Annotated in this window: 16 protein-coding genes; 9 read left to right on the forward strand and 7 right to left on the reverse strand. The window is 72.2% G+C overall.

Annotated elements, in window-relative coordinates; all coding sequences use genetic code 11:
• Positions 1-12 precede the first annotated feature (12 nt).
• From O7631_RS03610 to O7631_RS03630, 5 genes are read right to left on the reverse strand one after another with little or no spacing between them, the layout of a single operon-like run.
• Positions 13-705, reverse strand: a complete 693-nt coding sequence (locus O7631_RS03610) for a CoA pyrophosphatase (RefSeq protein WP_278143003.1) — start codon at positions 703-705, stop codon at positions 13-15.
• A complete protein-coding gene (locus O7631_RS03615) occupies positions 702-1400 on the reverse strand; it encodes a TlpA disulfide reductase family protein (protein ID WP_278143004.1) in 699 nt (232 codons plus the stop codon). The genes O7631_RS03610 and O7631_RS03615 overlap by 4 nt, the downstream gene beginning before the upstream one ends.
• A complete protein-coding gene (gene nth / locus O7631_RS03620) occupies positions 1397-2185 on the reverse strand; it encodes an endonuclease III (protein ID WP_332367467.1) in 789 nt (262 codons plus the stop codon). Before nth ends, O7631_RS03615 begins: the two co-directional genes overlap by 4 nt.
• Positions 2186-2225: 40 nt before the next feature.
• Positions 2226-3404, reverse strand: coding sequence for a CapA family protein (locus tag O7631_RS03625; RefSeq protein WP_278143005.1), 1179 nt, complete (start codon positions 3402-3404; stop codon positions 2226-2228).
• Between the two features lie 56 nt (positions 3405-3460).
• Positions 3461-4123, reverse strand: a complete 663-nt coding sequence (locus O7631_RS03630) for an adenosylcobinamide amidohydrolase (protein WP_278143006.1) — start codon at positions 4121-4123, stop codon at positions 3461-3463.
• 143 nt (positions 4124-4266) lie between these two features.
• Here O7631_RS03630 and O7631_RS03635 point away from each other — a divergent pair, with 143 nt between their 5' ends.
• From O7631_RS03635 to O7631_RS03675, 9 genes are all read left to right on the forward strand, one after another.
• Positions 4267-4944 carry a Crp/Fnr family transcriptional regulator gene (locus O7631_RS03635; RefSeq protein WP_007466162.1) on the forward strand — a complete coding sequence of 226 codons (678 nt, stop codon included), beginning with the start codon at positions 4267-4269 and terminating at the stop codon, positions 4942-4944.
• A 108-nt stretch (positions 4945-5052) separates the two neighbouring features.
• Entirely contained in the window at positions 5053-5796 is a 744-nt protein-coding gene (locus O7631_RS03640; protein ID WP_278143007.1) for a metallophosphoesterase family protein, read from the forward strand.
• A 449-nt stretch (positions 5797-6245) separates the two neighbouring features.
• The gene (locus O7631_RS03645; RefSeq protein ID WP_278143008.1) at positions 6246-6851 is read left to right on the forward strand and encodes a TetR/AcrR family transcriptional regulator; all 606 of its coding nucleotides are present in this window, start codon (positions 6246-6248) and stop codon (positions 6849-6851) included.
• A gap of 37 nt (positions 6852-6888) precedes the next feature.
• The gene (locus O7631_RS03650; protein ID WP_278143009.1) at positions 6889-7686 is read left to right on the forward strand and encodes a TIGR03084 family metal-binding protein; all 798 of its coding nucleotides are present in this window, start codon (positions 6889-6891) and stop codon (positions 7684-7686) included.
• Positions 7683-9392 carry an acyclic terpene utilization AtuA family protein gene (locus O7631_RS03655; RefSeq protein WP_278143010.1) on the forward strand — a complete coding sequence of 570 codons (1710 nt, stop codon included), beginning with the start codon at positions 7683-7685 and terminating at the stop codon, positions 9390-9392. Before O7631_RS03650 ends, O7631_RS03655 begins: the two co-directional genes overlap by 4 nt.
• On the forward strand, positions 9389-10585 hold the full coding sequence (locus O7631_RS03660) for an acyl-CoA dehydrogenase family protein (protein WP_278143011.1): 1197 nt from the start codon (positions 9389-9391) through the stop codon (positions 10583-10585). Before O7631_RS03655 ends, O7631_RS03660 begins: the two co-directional genes overlap by 4 nt.
• Before the next feature lie 114 nt (positions 10586-10699).
• Complete coding sequence (locus tag O7631_RS03665) at positions 10700-12301, forward strand: carboxyl transferase domain-containing protein (protein ID WP_278143012.1); 1602 nt, start codon at positions 10700-10702, stop codon at positions 12299-12301.
• An 11-nt stretch (positions 12302-12312) separates the two neighbouring features.
• On the forward strand, positions 12313-14349 hold the full coding sequence (locus tag O7631_RS03670; protein WP_278143013.1) for a biotin carboxylase N-terminal domain-containing protein: 2037 nt from the start codon (positions 12313-12315) through the stop codon (positions 14347-14349).
• Positions 14346-15536 carry an acyl-CoA dehydrogenase gene (locus tag O7631_RS03675; protein WP_278143014.1) on the forward strand — a complete coding sequence of 397 codons (1191 nt, stop codon included), beginning with the start codon at positions 14346-14348 and terminating at the stop codon, positions 15534-15536. The genes O7631_RS03670 and O7631_RS03675 overlap by 4 nt, the downstream gene beginning before the upstream one ends.
• A 19-nt stretch (positions 15537-15555) precedes the next feature.
• Here O7631_RS03675 and O7631_RS03680 read toward each other — a convergent pair whose 3' ends face one another.
• Both O7631_RS03680 and O7631_RS03685 read right to left on the reverse strand, forming a co-directional pair.
• Positions 15556-16746: a hypothetical protein gene (locus O7631_RS03680; RefSeq protein ID WP_278143015.1), complete on the reverse strand. Its 1191-nt coding sequence runs from the start codon at positions 16744-16746 to the stop codon at positions 15556-15558.
• Complete coding sequence (locus O7631_RS03685; RefSeq protein WP_278143016.1) at positions 16743-17684, reverse strand: transporter substrate-binding domain-containing protein; 942 nt, start codon at positions 17682-17684, stop codon at positions 16743-16745. Before O7631_RS03685 ends, O7631_RS03680 begins: the two co-directional genes overlap by 4 nt.
• Position 17685 lies beyond the last annotated feature (1 nt).

The following is a 17685-nucleotide window of genomic DNA, read 5'->3' on the forward strand; positions in this document are numbered from 1 at the left end:
GTGACCGTGCGGTCAGCGTACGGCTGTCTCGTCAGCCTCGTCGGTGCCCGCCGACGGCGCCGGGGTCGCCCCGCTGGGCGGTAGGTCGACCACCCGGTCCCGCGGCCACGGTCTCGCCCAGCCGCCCATCTCCAACAGGGTGGCCAGCACCCCGGCGGTGAAGCCCCAGACGAGCATCCCGCGTGCCGAGAACGCCGGCCCGATCCAGCCGCTCGGGTGGCGGACCCGCATCCGGTTGGCCGGGTCGACCAGCTCGCTGACCGGCAGGCGGGCGACGTGGGCCACCTCGGCCGGCTCGCACGGGTACACCGGGTGCGGGTCGTGCCACCAGGCCAGCACCGGCGTGACCACGAAGTCGCTGACCGGGATCCACAGTTTCGGCAGCTCGGCGAGCACCGTCACGCTGGCCGGGTCGAGGCCGACCTCCTCGTTCGCCTCGCGCAGCGCGGTGGCGCGTACGTCGGCGTCCTCGGGGTCGGCCGCGCCTCCCGGGAAGGCCGGCTGACCGGCGTGGGTACGCAGGGTGGCGGCCCGTTGCAGGACCAGCACGTCGGGCCCGGTGTCGGGCTGCTCACCGAGCAGCACCAGCACAGCGCTCTCCCGGCCACCTTCGGCCGGGGTGGTCAGCCGGGTGAAGTCCTCGGCGCGGGCGGTGCCCAGCCGGGTCAGCAGCGGGTCGATCCATTCCGGTGGTCGACGGGTCACGCGGGCACCGTCAGGCCGAGGTGCTGGCTGACCAGCTTGGCGAGTTGGGCGTCGTCGAGCGCGCCAGTGGCGTCGATGTGCCGGATCCGACCGTCGGCGTCGACGAAGAGGGTCAGGGGGATGGCGTTGCGTTGCAGCTCGCGTTGCAGCGCCTCACCCTGGTCGACAAGGACCGGAAACCGGACGCCGAAGTCCTCACCGATGGACTGGGCGCCACTGCGGCTGTCCCGGCTGTTGACCCCGACCACCTGGAGCTGACCGGCGGCCCGCTCGCTCAGTCGTTGGAAGGCGGGCAACTCCTTGCGGCACGGCGGGCACCAGGACGCCCAAACGTTGATCACCGCCGGCCCGGCGACGGACCGGAGCGCGACCGGCGCCCCGCCGGTGAAGCAGGACAACGTCAGCTCGGGCAGCGCCCGCGCCCCGGCGGCGGGTGCCGCCGTGCCGGAGCCGGACGTGCCGGAGCCGGACGTACCGGGTGCCGCCGTGCCGGGTGCCGCCGTGCCGGAGCCAGGGGTCGACGTGTCGGAGCCGGATGCCGCGGGGGCCGTGCCCAGCGTGGCGCAGTCCCGGAACGGCGACGGCCGCTCGGCGGCGGCCGGTCGGGGAGCCGGCTCGTCGCCGGCCTTGTCCGCGGTGCAGCCGGCTACGGTCAGGAGCAGCGGCAGGACGAGCAGGGCGAGGCGGCGGTTCACGGCACCTCCGCGGCGACCGCCTGGGCGGGCACCAGGTCCGGGTCGACTCCGGCGGCCACCGCGAGGTCACGTGCCCGGGGGCCCTTGAGCAGCTTCGCGGCGGCTGCCGGCTCGGTCGGCCCGGTGCCGTACGAGGGGCAGAGCTTCGCGAGCGTGCACGCCCCGCAGGCCGGCTTTCGGGCGTGGCAGACCCGGCGCCCGTGGAAGATGATCCGGTGCGACAGCATGGTCCAGTCGCGCTTGGGGTAGAGCGCGCCGACCGCGTGTTCGATCTTCACCGGGTCGGTCTCGGTGGTCAGCCGCCACCTGTGGACCAGCCGTTGGAAGTGCGTGTCGACGGTGATGCCCGGGACGTCGAAGGCGTTGCCGAGGATCACGTTGGCGGTCTTGCGGCCGATGCCGGGCAGTGTCACCAGGTCGACGAGACGGCCGGGGACCTGCCCGTCGTACCGCTCGACGAGGGCCTGCCCGAGCTTGAGCAGCGAGTCGGTCTTGTTGCGGTAGAAGCCGGTCGGCCGGATCAGCTCCTCCATCTCGCCCCGGTCGGCCCCGGCGTAAGCCGCGGCGCTCGGGTAGCGGGCGAAGAGCTTGGGGGTGACCTCGTTGACCTTCTTGTCCGTGCACTGCGCGGAGAGGATGGTGGCGACGGCCAACTCCAGGGCGTTGGAGTGGTCCAGCTCACAATGGGCGTCGGGGTGCGTCTCGGTCAGCACCCGGCCGATCTTGCGGGCGCGGCGGGTGCGCCCGAGGTCGGTCTCGCTGGCGGCGGGAGGACTACTGGTCACGACGGTCAGCCTACGTCGCACCCCGGACGTTCCCGACGGGTCAACCAGCGGTCGGGGGCGAGATCTTGCCCTGCCCGTCGAGCCGGGCACCGGCCTTCGGGAAGTCGCTCCTGCTCAACTCGGTGACCAGACCGAGGCCCCGCTTGTTCGGGTCCATCGTCGGCTTGCCGGCGTCGTTCATGTACGTCGAGGTGAACGAGCCGCCGGCCCAGCTGCCGTCCGGCTTCAGCGACACCTTCAGCACGCCGCCCCAGCCGAGGCGCCCGTCGTTGTTCAGGGAGTTGCCGCCGCCGGCGAAGTTGCCCAGGCTGTACGCGATCAGGCGCCCCTTGTAGAACTCCATTCCGCGCAGCACGTGCGGCCCGTGTCCGACGATCAGGTCGGCACCGGCGTCGATCATGGCGTGCGAGAACTTGACCGGGTCGCCCCGGTTTTCGCCCAGGAACATCTCGGTGCCCGGCTTCACCCGGGTCTTCTCCGCTCCCTCACCGCCCATGTGCACCTGCACCACGACCAGGTCGGCCATGGTGGCGGCCTTGGCGACCACCGTCTTCGCCTTCGCGATGTCGACGAGACTGTTCGACCAGACGTACGACGAGAAGCCGGCGATCGCCACCTTCACGCCCTTGACGTCGACCACCGTGATCTGGTCCGGAGCACCGGTGTGCTTCAGGTCGTACTTCTCCAACGCCTTCTGGGTGTTCTCGTAGCCCTTCGGCCCGTAGTCGTACCCGTGGTTGTTGGCCTGGTTGAGCACGTCGAATCCGGCGTCGCGCAGGTGTGCCGCGTACTCGGGCGGAGCGCGGAACTGGAAGCAGCGGGTGGAGTTGGCCCCGCACTTGCCGGTGCCGGTGTCCACCGTCAACGGCTCTTCCAGGTTGCCCATCACCAGGTCGGCCTTCAGCGCCTCGGTGACCGAGGTGAAGAAGCCCTTCCCGCCGCCGGCGGGCAGCCGGCTCGGCGCGTTGCCCATGATGATGTCGCCGGTGGCGGAGAGCGAGACCGCGCCGCCGCCACCGGAGGCTGCGGGCCCGGTGGCGTCCGGGTCGGCAGTGGTCACCGGCGCGCCAGTGCCACCACCGCCGGCACCGGGCTGCCAGACGGGAGCCGTACCACCCGCATCGGAGCAGCCGGCGACGAGCAGGGCGGCCAGCATCGCGGCGACGCCCAGGGCGACACGGCGACGCGGGCGGGAGGCGAGGGGGGCGGGAGCATACATCGCCCGCGACCCTACCGGGCCGTAAACGCGCCGACGACAGCCGATCGGTCGAACCTTCAGTCGTTGAGCTGCTCTGACCAGGGCACGACCGGCTGGGAGCCCCCGGCGAGCACCGCCGCGTGCACCGCACGAGCCAGCGGGGCACCCCAACTGGAGCGCGGTCCCCCATACGCGGCCTCCGGCCCGTCCACCGGGCACAGCACGGTCACCGCGTCGGTCGGGGTGCCGGTCCCGGCCAGCCCCAGCTCGCTGATCGCCTGGGTCTTCGCCTCGGTCGCCGTGGCCACCGCGTTGACGAGGGCCGAGTCGGCGAGCCGGGCCGGCACGTACACCACGATGTTGACAGTGCCGACCCGCTGGACGAGCCCGGCCGGCGTCGGCGCGGCCGCGAGCACCGGTGTGCCGAGCCCGACCGTCGCCCAGACCCGCACCCCGGTGTCGGTCCGGGCCACCACCTCGCCGACGTGCACCCCGGTCAGCAGGCCGACCCCGGGCCCGTCGAGGGCCAGGTCGCCGGCGAGCGCCGCCAGGTGCGCGGCGGGGTCACCACTGTCGTACGACATGGGCACGGTCGCGTTCAGCACCCACCGCCGGACCCCGATGCCACCGCCCAGCGGGCCGCTGCTGACGGTCCGCAGGGGCGCGGTCGCGCGCCAGTAGAGCAGTGGAATGTCCCGCCCGTCCTCGGCACGGCTGGTCAGAGTCGGCTCGCTCAGCACGTCGGGCAGGTTACGCCCACCGATCAAGATTCCAGGGGCGACCTCTGATTCATGCTCATGTGCGCCTAGACTTGGCGGCGCGCGAGGGGATCAGCGGACGGCGACCCCGGCCGACGGACGGCCCGCGTAACCGGAGGTGCGCGATGGACGAGGTACTGGCCCGCAGCGGGATCTTCCAGGGTGTCGACCCGGAAGCTGCCGAGGCGCTTGCCAAGGAGATGGAGACGATCGAGGTCCGCAAGGGCGAGATCGTCTTCAATGAGGGCGAGCCCGGCGACAGCCTCTATATCCTGCTGTCCGGGAAGATCAAGGTTGGTCGCCGCGCAGCGGACGGCCGGCAGAACCTGATCGCGGTGATGGGGCCGTCGGACATGGTGGGTGAGCTGTCGCTCTTCGACCCTGGTCCGCGTACGGCGACCGCTACCGCGGTGACCGACACGCGGTTGGTGCGACTGCGCAAGCAGGCGCTGCGACCGTGGTTGAACAACCGCCCGGAGATCGCCGAGCAGTTGCTCCGGGTGCTCGCCCGCAGGCTGCGTCGGACGAACGACTCGCTCGCCGACCTGATCTTCACGGACGTGCCGGGCCGGGTCGCCAAGAACCTGCTCCAGATGGCTGGGCGGTTCGGCACCCGCGACGGCGGCGTCCTGCGGGTGACCCACGACCTCACCCAGGAGGAGATCGCCCAGCTCGTCGGCGCCTCCCGGGAGACGGTCAACAAGGCGCTGGCCGACTTCGCCTCGCGCGGATGGCTTCGGCTGGACGGCAAGAGCATCATCATCCTGGACCCGGAGCGCCTGGCCCGCCGCGCCCGCGTCTGAGCTGTACGTCAGGTCCCCGCCTCCCGTCGTCGACGGCGGGCGGGGACGTTTCGTCTGCCGGGCGCAGAAAGACTGGTTCGGCGCGGCCGGAGCGGTGAGGGTGGGGCCATGGTGAACAGAGTTGCCGTGCTCTCCGACATCCATGGCGTCCTTCCCGCGTTGGAGGCCGTGCTGGCCGAACCGGACGTCGCCGCCGCCGACCTGATCGTGCTGACCGGCGACATCGCTGCCGGCCCGCAGCCGGTCGAGGTGCTGGACGTGCTCGCCGGCCTGGGTGACCGCGTCTGCTGGGTGGGCGGCAACTGCGAACGTGAGCTGGTCGAGGCACGAGCCGGGAAGGCCGCGTCGATCGAGGTGTCGAACTGGGCCGCCGGGCAGCTCCGCGACGACCAGGTGGCCCGTCTCGCGGCCCTGCCGGCCACCGCGACGTACGACATCGACGGCCTCGGGCCGACGCTGTTCTGTCACGCCACCCCTAGGGACGACGAGGAGGTGGTGCTCGTCGACTCCCGGATGCCGCGCTGGGCTGAAGTGTTCGCCGACCTCCCGGCCGAGGTCACGACTGTGGTCTGCGGCCACACGCACATGCCCTTCACCCGACTGGTGGACCGACGCCTGGTGGTCAACCCCGGCAGCATCGGCATGCCGTACGGGGGCGCGGGCGCGTGGTGGGCACTGCTCGGGCCGGGCGTCCAGCTGCGCCGCACCGCCTTCGACGTGGATGCGGCGTGCGCCCGGGTGGCCGCTGAGTCGACCTTCCCCGACGCGGCGGCCTGGGCCGACGAGTACCTGCGCTCGCAGCACAGCGACGCCGACGCACTGGCCGTCTTCGGCCCTCGGGACGGCCGCTGACAGGGTGGGCCCGCCAGGTCAGCAAGCATGGCCAGGGCTCGGGAGCGGCTTCCATGCTCACGTCCCTGTAGAGCTGCCCCACAACTGGGGCGGTCCGTCCCGACCGACAGCGGACCGGCGTCCCGCTTGACCGCGGACCGGCGTCCCGCTTGAGCGCGGACCGGCGTCCCGCTTGAGCGCGGACCGGCGTCCCGCTTGAGCGGACCGGCGTCCCGACCGACAGCGGACCGGCGTCCCGCTTGGCGGCCGAACTGCAGGAGCGGCCGATGGGCGGCGCGACCAGCAGAACTCTGGCCAGGTGCGTCGGCCGGTGCGCGGCGCCGACTTTGCCCCGCAAGTGGGGCAGCTCGACAGGAGCGGTCATCACCAGGTAGACCCCACCAGGGAGGCGCGGGATCTCAGAAAAAGTCAGTCTTGACTGTTTGTTTCGTTGGCACCAGGCTGTTCGCGTGCCTCCCACACCGACGCGAGTCCCCCAACAGGAACGCAGCCGCGCCACCCAGGCCCGCCTGCTGGAGGCGACCGTCGACTGCCTGATCGAGCACGGCTGGTCCGGCACCACGACCACTGTCGTCGCCGCCCGGGCCGGTGTCTCGCGGGGGGCCCAGCTGCACCACTACCCGACGAAGGCGGCGCTGGTGACGGCCGCCGTGGCCCACCTCGCCGAGCGGCGGGCCGCCGAGTTGCGCACCGAGGCCGAGGCGTTGCCGGCCGGGCCGCAGCGCCTCGACCGGGTGATCGACCTGCTCGGCGTGGCGTTCACCGGGCCGCTGTTCGTGGCAGCTCTCGAACTCTGGGTCGCCGCCCGCACCGACCGGGAACTCCGGGACGCCCTGGTGCCGCTCGAGGCGACGGTCGGCCGGGAGATGCATCGACTCACTGTTGCCCTGCTCGGCGTCGACGAGCGTCGACCTGGCGTCCGCGAAGCGGTGCAGGCCACCCTCGACCTGCTCCGCGGGCTCGGGGTGGCCAACCTGCTCAACGACGACTCCGCCCGTCGTACCGCCCTGTTGGCCACCTGGAAGCGCCAGCTCGCCACCCTGCTCACGCCCTGACCGCCGGCCGCACCGGCCACCACCGACCGGAGGCACCATGGTCGACCTGACCGACCTGCTCGCGGATCTGGCCGCCGAGTCCGCTCAGCTGGACGCGCTGGTGGCCCCGCTACCGGCAGCCGACTGGGCCCGGCCCACCCCGGCGCCCGGCTGGAGCATCGGGCACCAGATCGCGCACCTCGCCTGGACCGACCACGTGGCGCTGCTGGCCGCCACCGATGCCGAGGCGTTCTACGCGACGGTGATCAGCGCACCGGACCCGACCCGGATGGTCGACGCGGGCGCCGAGGAGTTCCTCGCCCCGCCGCAGGAACTGCTCCACCGCTGGCGGACCGGCCGGTCCGCGATGGCCGACGCACTAGGTGCCGTCCCGGCCGGCGAGAAGCTGCCCTGGTACGGCACCCGGATGTCGGCCACCTCGATGGCCACCGCCCGGATCATGGAGACCTGGGCACACGGAGAGGACGTGGCGGAAACCCTCGGCGTGGTCCGCCCCGACAGCGAGCGGCTGCGGCACGTCGCGCACCTCGGTGTGCGTACCCTCGGGCATGGTTTCGCCGCCCACGGCCGGGCGGCACCGACGACGCCGGTCCGGGTCGAGCTGGTCGGGCCCGGCGACGACACGTGGAGTTGGGGGCCGGCGGACGCCGCCGACCGGGTGAGCGGTCCGGCTCGGGACTTCTGCCTGCTGGTCACCCAGCGCCGCCACCGCGCCGACCTCGCCCTGGTCGCCACCGGCCCGGTCGCCCACGAATGGCTCGACGTGGCGCAGGCGTTCGCCGGGCCGCCAGGCGTCGGCCGTGAGCCGGCCGGCGGAGACGGGGTACGAGCGTGATCCGCATCGGCAACGCCTCCGGCTTCTACGGGGACCGGTTCACCGCCTGGCGGGAGATGCTCGACGGCGGTGAGCTGGACGTGCTGACCGGTGACTACCTGGCCGAGTTGACCATGCTGATCCTCGCCCGGGACCGGCTGCGCGACCCCGACCTGGGCTACGCGAAGACGTTCCTGCGTCAACTGGAGACCTGCCTCGGCACCGCCCTGGACCGTGGGGTGCGGATCGTCACCAACGCCGGCGGGTTGAACCCATCCGGCCTGGCCGCCGCCATCGACGCCCTCGCGACCCGGCTGGGCCTGGCCGCGAAGGTGGGGTACGTCGAGGGCGACACGATCCAACGACCGGACGCATTGAGCGCCAACGCCTATCTGGGCGCGTTCGGGATCGCCGCATGCCTCGACGGCGGAGCGGACGTGGTGGTCACCGGCCGGGTCACCGACGCGTCGCTGGTGGTCGGCCCGGCCATCGCCCGGTACGGGTGGAGTCGCGACGACCTCGACCAGCTGGCCGGGGCTACGGTCGCGGGCCACCTCATCGAATGCGGCGCGCAGGTCACCGGCGGGAACTTCAGCTTCTTCACCGAACTGCCCGATGGGGGGCACCGGCCAGGTTTCCCGATCGCCGAGGTGTACGCCGACGGCTCGACGGTGCTCACCAAGCATCAGGGCACCGGTGGCGCGGTCACCGTGGAGACCGTCACCGCACAACTGCTCTACGAGATCGGGGGGCCGGCGTACCTGGGACCGGACGTCGTCACCCGACTGGACACGGTGGCGCTGAGCCCGGACGGACCTGACCGGGTCCGGGTCTCCGGCGTCCGGGGCACCCCGCCGCCGGCCACGCTGAAGGTGGGCGTCAACAACCTCGGTGGCTTCCGCAACTCGATGACGTTCGTCCTCTGCGGACTCGACGTCGAGGCGAAGGCGGCGCTGGTGCGCCGGCAGGTCGAGGAGGCGGTCGGCACGGACGGGTTGGAGTTCACGCTGGCCCGGACCGACCACCCGGACGCCGCCGACACCGAGGCGGCCAGCGCGCTGCTGCACGTACACCTGCGGCACGGCGACAAGGCACGGGCCGGACGGGCGTTCTCGGCCGCCGCGGTGGAGCTGGCGCTGGCCTCGTACCCGGGCTGCACGCTCACCACGCTGCCCGGCGACGCGACACCGTACGGTGTCTTCACCGCCGACGAGGTGCCGCAGGACGCGGTGGCTCACGTCGCCGTGCTGCCCGGCGGTGAGCGGGTGTCGATCGCCCCGCCGCTCCGTACAGCACCCACGACGGAGGACGAGACGACAGCGGGCGGGGATGCGAGGGCCGACGGCCCGACCCGCCGTGGCGCGCTCGGCGAACTGGTCGGCGCGCGCTCCGGGGACAAGGGTGGGGATGCCAACCTGGGCGTCTGGGCGCGCAACGACGCCGCGTACGGGTGGCTGCGCGGCTGGTTGACGGTGGCGCGGCTGGCGGAGCTGCTGCCGGAGACCGCGCCACTGTCGGTGAAGCGCTACGAGCTGCCGAACCTGCGTGCGGTCAACTTCGTCGTCGAGGGCCTGCTCGGGCAGGGGGTGGCCGCGTCCACCCGGTTCGATCCCCAGGCCAAGGCGCTCGGTGAGCTGCTGCGGGCCCGGATCGTCGACCTGCCGGCCGCCGTGCCGACCGGGCCGACCGACACAACCGGGCCCGCAGCGACCGGGGTGACCCGATGAGCATCGTGGACACGCCGGAGCGGCGACAACTGCGGGAGCTGACCCGGGCCTTCGTGACCCGCGAGGTGCTGCCGCACCTGGACGACTGGGAGCGGGCCGGTGAGGTGCCCCGGGCGCTGCACGCCACCGCCGCGAAGATCGGTCTGCTCGGCATCGGCTTCCCCGAGTCGGTCGGCGGCAGCGGCGGTGACCTCCTCGACTCGATCATCGTGACCGAGGAGCTGATCCGCTCGGGTGGCTCGTCCGGGCTGGTGGCGGCCCTGTTCACGCATGGCATCGCGTTGCCGCACATGGTCGCGGCGGCCGGCGCCCACACCGGGGGTTCGCTGGGCGGCCGGCTCGGCGGCACCGCGTCCCCGGGCGAGGACGGCCTGATCGAGCGGTACGTCCGACCCACCCTGGCCGGCACGATGATCGGCGCGTTGGCGATCACCGAGCCGGACGGCGGTTCCGACGTGGCCGGCATCCGCACCACGGCCCGCCGGGACGGCGACCACTACGTGGTGAACGGGTCGAAGACGTACATCACCAGCGGGCACCGGGCCGACTTCGTGACCACCGCCGTCTGCACCGACTTCCCGGGTAGCGGCGAGCTGACCCTGTTGGTCATCGACAAGGGGCTGCCCGGGTTCACTGTGGGCCGCCGGTTGGAGAAGCTGGGCTGGCACTGCTCGGACACCGCCGAGCTGTCCTTCGTCGACGTGCGGGTGCCGTTGACGAATCGGATCGGCGCGGAGGACACCGGCTTCCTGGCGATCATGCAGAACTTCGCCGCGGAGCGGCTGTCGCTGGCCACCCAGGCGTACGCGACAGCGCAGCGCTGCGTCGAGCTGGCAGTGCGCTGGTGCCGGGACCGGGAGACCTTCGGGCGTCCGCTGGCCAGCCGGCAGTTGATCCGGCACCGGCTGGCGGAGATGCACACGCGGGCCGAGGCGGCCCGGTCGTACGTGCACGAGGTGGCCAGCCGGGTCGCGGCCGGCGAGCCGGTGGTGACCGAGGTGGCGATGGCGAAGAACGTGGCGGTGGCCGCCTGCGACCACGTCGTCGACCAGGCGCTGCAACTGCACGGCGGCTTCGGCTACCTGCGCGACGCGGAGGTGGAGCGCCACTACCGCGACGCGCGGATCCTCGGCATCGGCGGCGGCACCACCGAGATCATGAACGAGATCATCGCGAAGGGCATAGGGCTGTGAGCGCGAGGAGTGAGCCGATCTTGCGAGCCCCGCAGTCGCGAACGAAGGAGGCACCGTGAGCGCGAGGAGTAAGCCGATCTTGCGAGCCCCGCAGTCGCGAACGAAGGAGGCACCGTGAGCACTCTGGACAGCGCGATCGACCCCACGGCACCCGGGTACGCGGCGAACCGGGCGGCCCTGCTGGAGCGGCTGGCCGAGCTTGATGCCGCTCTGGGCCAGGCTCGGGCGGGCGGCGGCGAGAAGTACGTGTCCCGGCACCACGGGCGCGGCAAGTTGCTGCCTCGGGAGCGCATCGAGCTGCTGGTGGACGCGGACAGCCCGTTCCTGGAGTTGTCGCCGGTCGCCGCGTTCGGGACGGACTTCCCGGTCGGGGCCAGCGTGGTGACCGGGATCGGGGTGGTCGAGGGCGTGGAGTGCCTGATCGTCGCGAACGACCCGACGGTACGCGGTGGCGCGGTCAACCCGTGGTCGCTCGCCAAGACCCGGCGGGCCGGCGAGATCGCGCTGGCCAACCGGCTGCCGATGGTCAACCTGGTGGAGTCGGCCGGGGCGGACCTGCCCACCCAGGCGGAGATCTTCATTCCGGGTGGCCGGGTGTTCCGCGACCTGACCCGGCTCTCGGCGGCGGGTATCCCCACGGTCAGCGTGGTCTTCGGCAACGCGACGGCCGGTGGCGCGTACGTGCCGGGGATGTCCGACCACGTGATCATGATTCGGGACCGGTCGCAGGTCTACCTGGCCGGGCCGCCGCTGGTGAAGATGGCGACCGGCGAGGTCACCGACGACGAGTCGTTGGGTGGTGCGGAGATGCACGCCGGCACGTCCGGGCTGGCCGACTATCTGGCCGAGGACGAGCGGGACGGGATCCGGCTGGCCCGCCAGTGCGTACGCCGGCTGAACTGGCGCAAGCAGGGCCCTCCGCCGCGTTCGGCGGTGCCGCAGCCACCGAAGTACGACCCGGAGGAACTGCTCGGCATCACCAGCGCCGATCTGAAGGTGCCGTTCGATCCGCGTGAGGTGCTGGCCCGGGTCCTCGACGGCAGTGAGTTCGACGAGTTCAAGCCGGCGTACGGGGGTGCCCTGGTCACCGGCTGGGGCGAGCTGCACGGTTACCCGGTGGGCGTACTCGCGAATGCCCGTGGGGTGCTGTTCAGCGAGGAGGCGCAGAAGGCGGCCCAGTTCATCCAGCTCGCGAACGCCGCCGACACTCCGCTCATCTTCCTGCAGAACACCACCGGCTACATGGTCGGCACCGAGTACGAGCAGCGCGGCATCATCAAGCACGGCGCACTGATGATCAATGCGGTGTCCAACTCGACGGTGCCGCACCTGACGGTGAACCTGGGGGCCTCGTACGGGGCTGGCAACTACGGCATGTGTGGCCGCGCGTACGAGCCGAGGTTCCTGTTCACCTGGCCGAACGCGAAGTCGGCGGTGATGGGTCCGGCCCAGCTCGCCGGCGTGCTCTCCATCGTGGCCCGCCAGGCGGCTGCCGCGCGGGGGCGCGACTACGACGAGGAGTCCGACGCGGCGATGCGGATGATGGTCGAGCAGCAGATCGAGTCACAGTCCGGCGCGTTGTTCCTGTCCGGCCGGCTCTACGACGACGGGGTGATCGACCCGCGGGACACCCGGACCGTCCTCGGCCTCTGCCTCTCGGCGATCCACAGCGGACCCGTCAAGGGTGCCGACGGCTACGGCATCTTCCGGATGTGAGGGGTCAACCGATGATCGAACGTTTGCTCGTTGCCAACCGGGGTGAGATCGCGCGTCGGGTCTTCGCGACCTGCCGGGCGCTGGGCGTGGAGACGGTGGCCGTGCACTCGGACGCCGACTCGTCGGCGCCGTTCGTGCGGGAGGCCGACCAGGCGGTCCGGTTGCCCGGGAACACTCCGTCCGAGACGTACCTGCGGATCGACCTGATCCTGGACGCGGCCCGGCGCACCGGTGCGGACGCGGTCCACCCCGGTTACGGGTTCCTCGCCGAGAACGCCGACTTCGCGGCTGCGGTGACCGACGCCGGGCTGACCTGGGTCGGCCCACCCGCCAAGGTGATCGCCGCGATGGGCGACAAGCTGGCGGCGAAGGCGATGCTCGCCGACGCGGGCGTGCCGATGCTGCCGAGCTGGACCGACCCCGACGAGGTCACCGACTTCCCGGTGCTGGTGAAGGCGTCCGCCGGTGGCGGCGGGCGGGGCATGCGGATCGTCCGGAGCGCCGAGGAGCTGCCCGAGGCCGTGGCGTCCGCGCGCCGCGAGGCGGCTGCGGCGTTCGGTGACGGCACCGTCTTCATCGAGCGGTACGTCGAACGTGGCCGGCACGTCGAGGTGCAGATCTTCGGCGACACCCACGGTACGGTCGCCGCGCTCGGTGTCCGGGAGTGCTCGATCCAGCGCCGGCACCAGAAGATCATCGAGGAGGCGCCCGGGGTCGTCGGGGCGGAGCTGCGGGAACGCCTGCACGCGGCGGCGGTGGCGGCCGGGCGCGCGGTGGATTACGTGAGCGCCGGGACTGTGGAGTTCCTGCTGGCACCGACCGGGGAGTTCTTCTTCCTGGAGATGAACACCCGCCTCCAGGTCGAGCACCCGGTCACCGAGCTGACCACTCCGGTCGAGCTGGATCTCGTCCGGCTGCAACTGCTGGTGGCCGAGGGTGACCCGTTGCCCGAGCACAGCCAGCACCCCGCCGCGCGGGGTTACGCGGTCGAGGTGCGGCTGTGCGCCGAGGATCCGGCGCAGGGCTGGCGGCCGGCCACCGGCACGATGCACCGCTTCGACGTGCCGGGGGTGGACCGCGAGTTCGGCTGGCTCCAGCGGGCCGGCCTGCGGTTGGACTCCGGCGTGGTGGCGGGCTCCGAGGTGGGTGTGCACTACGACTCGCTGCTCGCCAAGGTGATCGCCGTGGCGCCGACCCGGTCCGAGGCGGTCCGCGCGCTGGCGGGAGCGCTGGCGCGGGCCGAGTTGCACGGGGTGGCGACCAACCGCGATCTGCTGGTCCGGGTGCTCCGCAGCCCGGAGTTCGCGGCGGCCGAGATCGACACCGGTTTCCTGGACCGGCACCCCGAGGTCTTCGCCCCGCTGCTCCCCGCCGAACAGGTCCCGGTCACCGCCCTCGCCGCCGCGCTGGCGGCTGCCGCGCACCGACGGGCGACCGCTCCCGTGCTCTCGGGGCTTCCGTCGGGCTGGCGCAACGTGCCGGCGGTCCCGCAGGTCACCCGGTTCAGCGGCCCGGACGGCGAGATCGAGGTCCGCTACCGGCTGGACCGCACGGGCGGCCTCGCCGAGTGGTCCGCCGAGCACGACACCGACGAGCGCCGCGCCGCCGACCACGCCGGCGTCACCGAAGGCCGCGCCGAGCAGCCCGCCGTCGAGCTGGTCGAGGCGACAGCGGACCGGGTGGTGCTCGACGTCGACGGGGTCCGGCGCGCGTTCCGCGTACACCGGGTGCTGTCGACGGTCTTCGTGGACGGCCCGGACGGGGCGGCGAGCCTGACCGAGCTGCCGCGCCTCCCGTTGCCGACCGCGGAGGTGGCCGCCGGGTCGCTGCTCGCGCCGCTGCCCGGCGCGGTGAGCCGGGTGCACGTCCAGGTCGGCCAGCGGGTCGCGGCCGGCGAACCACTGCTCACGCTGGAAGCGATGAAGCTGGAACATCCCGTGCTCGCCCCGGCCGACGGGGTGGTCGCCGAGCTGCCGGTGCCGGCCGGCGGTCAGGTCCGGACGGGCGACGTGCTGGCTGTGGTCACTACCGAGGAGGACCCCCGATGACCTTCGACCTCACCCCCGAGCAGGATCAGCTGCGCGACGCCGTGCGGGCGCTCGGCCGTCGCTACGGCCACGGCTACTTCGTCGAGAAGGCGAAGGCCGGCGAACACACCACCGAACTCTGGGCGGAGGCCGGCCGGCTCGGCTACCTGGGGGTCAACATCCCCACCGAGTACGGCGGCGGGGGCGGCGGCATCACCGAGCTGGCGATCGTCTGCGAGGAGTTGGCGGCGGCCGGCTGCCCGTTGCTGCTGCTGGTGGTCTCCCCCGCGATCGCGGCGACGGTGCTGGCCCGGCACGGCACCGAGGAGCAGCGCAAACGGCACCTGCCCGGTCTCGCGGACGGCTCTCAGAAGATCGTGTTCGCGATCACCGAGCCGGAGGCGGGTTCCAACTTCCACCGGCTCGGCACCGTGGCCCGCCGCGACGGTGACGGTTGGGTGCTCAACGGTCGTAAGTGCTACATCTCCGGTGTCGACGAGGCCGGGCATGTTCTGGTGGTGGCCCGTGTCGCCGTCGATGACGGCCCAGCCGGATCAGGGGACACGGCTCCGCAGCGGCTCAAGCCCGCACTGTTCCTGGTGCCGACCGACGCGGCCGGGTTGACCAGGTCCAAGCTGGACATGGAGATCGTCTCCCCGGAGAACCAGTTCCTGCTCTACCTGGACGACGTGCGGGTGCCCGCCGACGCGTTGCTCGGTGAGTCGCTGGACGCCGGGTTGCCGGCGCTGTTCGCCGGGCTCAACCCGGAGCGGATCACAGTGGCCGCGATGGGTGCGGGCACCGGGCGGTACGCCATCGAACGGGCCAGCGAGTACACCGCCACCCGCAAGGTCTGGAGTGGCCGGAGCATCGGTTCCCACCAGGGCGTCTCGCACCCGCTGGCCCACGCGGCCGTGCAGGTGGAACTGGCCCGCCTCATGATCCAGAAGGCGGCCACCCTCTACGACGCCGGCCGGGACCTGGAGGCCGGGGTCTCCGGAAACATGGCCAAGTACGCGGCCGGGGAGGCCGCCGCGCTCGCCGTGGACACCGCCGTCCAGGTGCTCGGCGGGGCCGGAATGACCACCGAGTACGGGGTGGCCACGTTGCTCGGCGCGGTGCGGGCCGGTCGGATCGCCCCGGTCAGCCGGGAGATGATCCTCAACTTCGTCGCCCAGCACGTCCTGGGTCAGGAGAAGTCCTACTGAGCCGTCGACATCAGTGCGATCAGAGAGGGGTGCGGCAGGCGGCGTCGATCCGGTGGACCGGGCGGACCCGTCGGCCCATCCCCTCCAACAGGGAGTCCTCGACGTGGAAGTCGTGGATGCGCAACTGGTGCCGGGGCAGCTCCTCCTCGCTCGGGCAGAGCACCTGCGCGCGGACCAGGTCGACCGGGACGTACCGGACCCCGCCCCGCTCCTGAAGGATCACCATGTTGACGTCGTCGGTGGTGACCACGTGCCCGCGTACGTCCTCGGTCGGTCCGCTCTCCGGCCCCACGGTGGTGACGGTGAGCGGCAACACCGGGGTGCTGATCACCGGCACCGCGGCCCAGACCAGCGTGACCAGCACCGCCACCTCGGTCACCGACGCCAGCGGCCGGATCACCAGGCCCGGCAGCGGCCCGGCGATGAACAGGGCGAGCAGCGGAGGCACCACGAGGAGCGCCAGCACCAGCCCCTCATCGCCCTGCTTCACCGCCTCGCGCAGCGTGGGCAGCATCAGCCAGCCGTACCCGGCGAGCAGCACGACGATGATCAGCAGCCGTGGCAGCAGCCGCTCGTGCAGACGGGCGGGGCGGAGTTGGAACGCGGCCACGAAGGCCGGCAACAGCAACGGAAGGTAGAGCAGCGGCCAGGTGATCAGGGCGAGCAGGAAACTGGCCAGGACCACCCAGGCCGGGGTGATGTCGGCCCACCGGGCGAAGAGCGGACGGCGACGGGTGCCCGGCGGCAACTGGTCCGCGCTGACCGCCAACACCGCGCCGAGCGCGAAGACGGCGACCATTCCGGTCGAGAGCAGCCGGGCAGCCGTGGTCAGGAAGCCGGCGAGCAGGTTGACCGGCCCGACGTTGGCGACCAGCAGCAGCGTGGTCTGGAGTTCCCCGCCGGCTTCCACGCCGAGGCGGAGCACCGAGAAGATCGCGGGTACGCCCACCACGGCGGTCCAGAACGACTGGCTGGCTCGGGCGCGCCGCTCGGCCGGATCCCAGCGGACCCGCCCGGGCTCGACCTCGGCGACGACCGGCTGGGCGGGCTCGGCGACCGGAACTCCGACCGGCCAGTCGATGGTGTCCATCCCGCCGGCCACGGGCAGCGTACCGTCGGGGGTCGGGGCTGTGGCGTCGTCACCCGGCTCGGATCGGCGGGGCGGCGGGACCGGGCCGTCGCTGTCGGCGGCGGTGGTCGCCGCGCTCACTTCGCGGGCGCCTTGTCGTCGAAGTCGACGAGCTTCGGCACCTCCAGCGGTTGCGGCTGGCGCTTCTCTGCCGTCAGCCACGGACCGAGGGTCTGGTTGTACGCGGTCTGCCATGGGCTCGCCTGCTCGTCGCGGCCCTGCTGGTAGCTCTTCTGCAGGAAGAACGCGACCAGATCGCGGAGTGCCGGGTCGCCGATCGGCACGCCGATGCCCAACAACTCGCTGGTGCCGAAGGGCAGGTCGACGATCTCGAACTCCTTCGGGTGCCGGGCCAGGAAGCCGGCGAGGATCGTCTCGTCGGAGCTGACCGCGTCGTAGCGGCCGGCACGGATGCCGTTGACGCAGTCACCGACGGTCTTCACGACCAACGCCTTGACCTGGTGACTGCCCAGCTCGGCCTCGGTGGTGGAGCCGCCGCTGGTGCAGATCTTGTAGTCCGGGTTGCGGAGGTCCTCGATGGTGCTGATCTTGCCCTTCAACCGGGTCGGCACCATCACCTCCTGGGTGGTGACGAAGTACGGCCCGGCGAAGCTCACCACCTTCTTGCGCTCCTCGGTGATCGAGAAGCTGGAGACCACGAGGTCCACAGTGCCGCCCTGGAGCGCGGGGATCCGCTCCTCGGTGGCCACCGGCACGAACTCCAGACGCTGGTCCCCCTCGTAGCCGAGGGAGGCGGCGATGTACTTGGCGATCTCGACGTCGAAACCGGCGTGCTTGCCGTTCCGCAACTCGCCCATCAACGGCTCGTTCGTGGCGACACCGATCCGCAGCTTCGACTGGCCGTAGATGTGCGTCTCGCGCATCTTCTCCTGCACCGACTGCAGGTCGGGTTCCTGCCGACTGTCGCAGCCAGCGGCGGCGGCCAGTGCGAGGGTGAGGGCGACGGCCAGCGTCGACGCGACCGAGCGGAGCCGGGACTGCGACCTGCCTGGGTTCATG

This window comes from Micromonospora sp. WMMD967 (assembly GCF_029626165.1).
Lineage (GTDB): Bacteria > Actinomycetota > Actinomycetes > Mycobacteriales > Micromonosporaceae > Micromonospora > Micromonospora taraxaci.